We start from the raw sequence: 2,953 nt of genomic DNA on the forward strand, positions 1-2,953 counted from the left end.
CCGAGGGGGCGGTGACCCCGACGCGGCGGGCCAGGTCCGCCTGGCGGACGTCCTGGGCGTCGAGTATGGAGCGCAGGGCGGCCGAGAAGCCGGAGTGCGCGTCCGTGGAGCGGGTGCGTGACATGCGTCCTCCAATCGCTGTCGTGTGAGGTCAGGATAGCGCAGTCTGCGAGCTATGGCAATGGCCTTTTTGTATTTGTGGGCGGTCGGGGGGCTTAACGGGATTGATAGTTGATTGTTTGATACCCGCCCGGTACCCCCGTCACTTGATGTACCAGCGTGTAAGTTGTCTAATTGAGTCGCGGGGCAGCAAGGTAAGTCGCGGCCCCGTGGAGCGTCCGAAATCGCACGTAATCGGACGCCCCCAAAACGCTAGGCCATAGCCTTACGCGCGTGCATGGGACGCGGCAACTCGTAAGGCCAAAGCCTAACGACGCCAAACGTAAGGCGTGAGCCTAATTGTTGAGGGGGGGGGTTGATGCTATGAAACGCGACGATAGCGGCGTAGCCACCAGGGCGATGCTACGCCGCTATGACAACGGGGGCCACGGCTGTTAGTGGCCGTGGCCCAGCCCGCCACTTGTCCCCAGCAACTCCGACCGGCAAAAAGAGGGAGCCACAATGACCTACTCATACGCGACCTACACCGACGTTGACGCCGCAGGTATCGACCTCACCAGCGACGGCCGCGCCATATGCCCCAAGTGCGGCGACACGGTGAGCGTGCACAGCTTAATCGTTAACGACAATTGCGACGTTGTCGCATGCACCGGGTGCATGCATGAGTACGACCTCACCACGTGCGACGAGTGCGGCAGTATCGTGGATATTGAGGACCTGATAGAGGTCCACGGACCGCACGGATATACCGGGTGGGTGTGTGAGGGTTGCGCCGATGGTTACGTGCGCGACGATGTACGCGGTGAGTTGTGGGACCCGTGCATCGTTAATGAGCTGCCCATGTGCGACGGCTCAACGCTAGTCGTGGCCGATGCAGACCTGAGCGACTACGCGCAGTGTGAGCGTTGCGGCGGCTGGGTGGTCGCCGAGGATGCTACCTATGACGATGGTAGCGACCTCACACTTTGCCCCGATTGTTGGGACGCGCGGCCCAAGAGGCATATCAAGAGTTATCAACACACGTACGCTAGCACGTATCACGTGGCCCCCGGTGAGGAGCGCCGCCCCGACACGCTCTACCTGGGTGTTGAGTTGGAGACGGTCATTGACAACGACGCCGACGCCGCTGAGGACTTTGCGGTCCGTCTGTGTGACGTCCTCGGCTATGGTGAGGACACCCTAGAGTGCAAGCACGACGGCAGCCTTGACGAGGGTGGGTGTGAGATAGTTACGCAGCCCATGACGCCCCGGGCGCACTTGGAGCGCCCGATGTGGGCCGAAATTACCAGGGCGGCCCTAGACGCCCATGGCACGTCACACGGTGCTGGATGTTGTGGGCTGCACGTCCACATATCACGTGACTATTTTAAGGGCGCTGATTGGGCCTGCGCCTGCATAATGGCGCGGCTCCTCACGTCGCAACATCGCGCATGGGTCAAGTTCTCACGCCGCCACAATTTTTGCTATTGTGAGTTCCCGGACCTAAGTGATACAAGTTTTGATACTGCCGTCGGCTACATGCGCGGCAAGTATAGTTATGTGTCATGCCATTGCCCCGCGACGATAGAGATACGCCTGTGGCGCGGTACCCTCAAGTTGCAGACGCTCCGCGCAACCATTGAGGCCACGGCTGCGTTGGCGTACATAGCCCGCACGCTCCATGAGCGCCAACTAGACGCGTGCGTTGATGGGTGGTCGTGGGCCGACCAAAAGCTAGAGATAGTATCAGCCCTGCACGTCATGGGCTTGCCCAGCGCGGACTTTGTCGCGTACTGCTCCGAGAGGGGTATCTAATGTGCATCATACTTAGTTGCAGTCCTTATGTGCGTCCGGACGAAAAGCTCATAAAGACTTGTTGGACCGGCAACCCCGACGGGGGCGGCTACATGTGGGCGGACGGGGATACCGTCCACATAAGTAAGGGATACATGGCCCTACGCGACTACAAGAGGGCGCTAGCCGACGTGCCCGCCGACGTGCCCCTGGTGCTGCACATGCGCATTGGCACTAGTGGCGGCTACGGGCCGGGGGCCACTCACCCCTACCCCGTATGCCGCGACCTGGGCACGTTGCACGCCCTTGACGTGGATTGCCCCGTGGGCATAGCCCACAACGGTGTACTCACCAACGTGCCCACAAGTGCCACAATGAGCGACACGCAGAGCTATATCCGCGACGTCGTGGCCCCGTTGGCGTCGCGTCGCGCGGTCAAGTCCCACGGGGGTCTTTGCAGGTCAACGCTAGCTAAGCGCACGCTTAGTAACACGTCGCGCGGGTCGCGGCTAGCGCTACTTGACGCGCACGGCCACGTGCGCCTTACCGGCGCTGGGTGGTCCCCCGTGTGTCGCGGGATTCAGGCGTCTAATCAAAGTTGGAAGTATCCGCGCTATCTCGGATGGTACGACGATACGGATTTTGATACGGATTTTTATGATGGTGCGCCCTACGCCGACGCCCTGGACGCATGGTGCGCGGATTGCCCGTCGCGCGGGACGTGCGCCGCATACGGCCCCGTGTGCCCCGGCATGGGCTACGGGGATAGCCGGGGGGTGGTTGCGTAGCCCGCGCCCCGTAAGGGGGTGACACATTGCGCCTTGTTAGGTGGTTAGTTGAGATTCTTATTTTTCTGACGCTCTTGCCGTTTTGGCTCTTATTTTGGCTCTGCGTCTTCGCCGCGTAATTCGGCCCCCGTCCACGCGACGGGGGCCATTTTTTGCCCCAGGGCGGTGTGCGCATAACCTACGCCGATATATGCATCGCGTGCATGCCACGCGCGGGCCGTCACGGGCACGACAACATGCGCGCCCGCTAGCGCCTTGCCGCCCCACGTCGG

2 protein-coding genes are annotated in these 2,953 nt (G+C 61.5%); one reads left to right on the forward strand and one right to left on the reverse strand.

Features of this window, described 5'->3' with window-relative positions; all coding sequences use genetic code 11:
- Positions 1-621: 621 nt before the first annotated feature.
- Positions 622-1,914 (forward strand): hypothetical protein, encoded by a 1,293-nt coding sequence (locus BQ7388_RS10195; protein WP_072500574.1) that lies wholly within the window; start codon positions 622-624, stop codon positions 1,912-1,914.
- Positions 1,915-2,770: 856 nt separating this feature from the next.
- On the opposite strand, the gene BQ7388_RS13130 is transcribed toward BQ7388_RS10195, so the two are convergent.
- A partial coding sequence (locus tag BQ7388_RS13130; protein WP_234946951.1) for a hypothetical protein occupies positions 2,771-2,953 on the reverse strand: 183 nt, incomplete at its 5' end.

It is taken from the genome of Olsenella phocaeensis, assembly GCF_900120385.1.
GTDB classification, from domain to species: domain Bacteria; phylum Actinomycetota; class Coriobacteriia; order Coriobacteriales; family Atopobiaceae; genus Olsenella_I; species Olsenella_I phocaeensis.

Bases quoted from the DNA above. Each gene is read 5' to 3' on its own strand.
- BQ7388_RS10195 (WP_072500574.1), top strand. From the start codon at position 622: ATGACCTACTCATACGCGACCTACACCGACGTTGACGCCGCAGGTATC.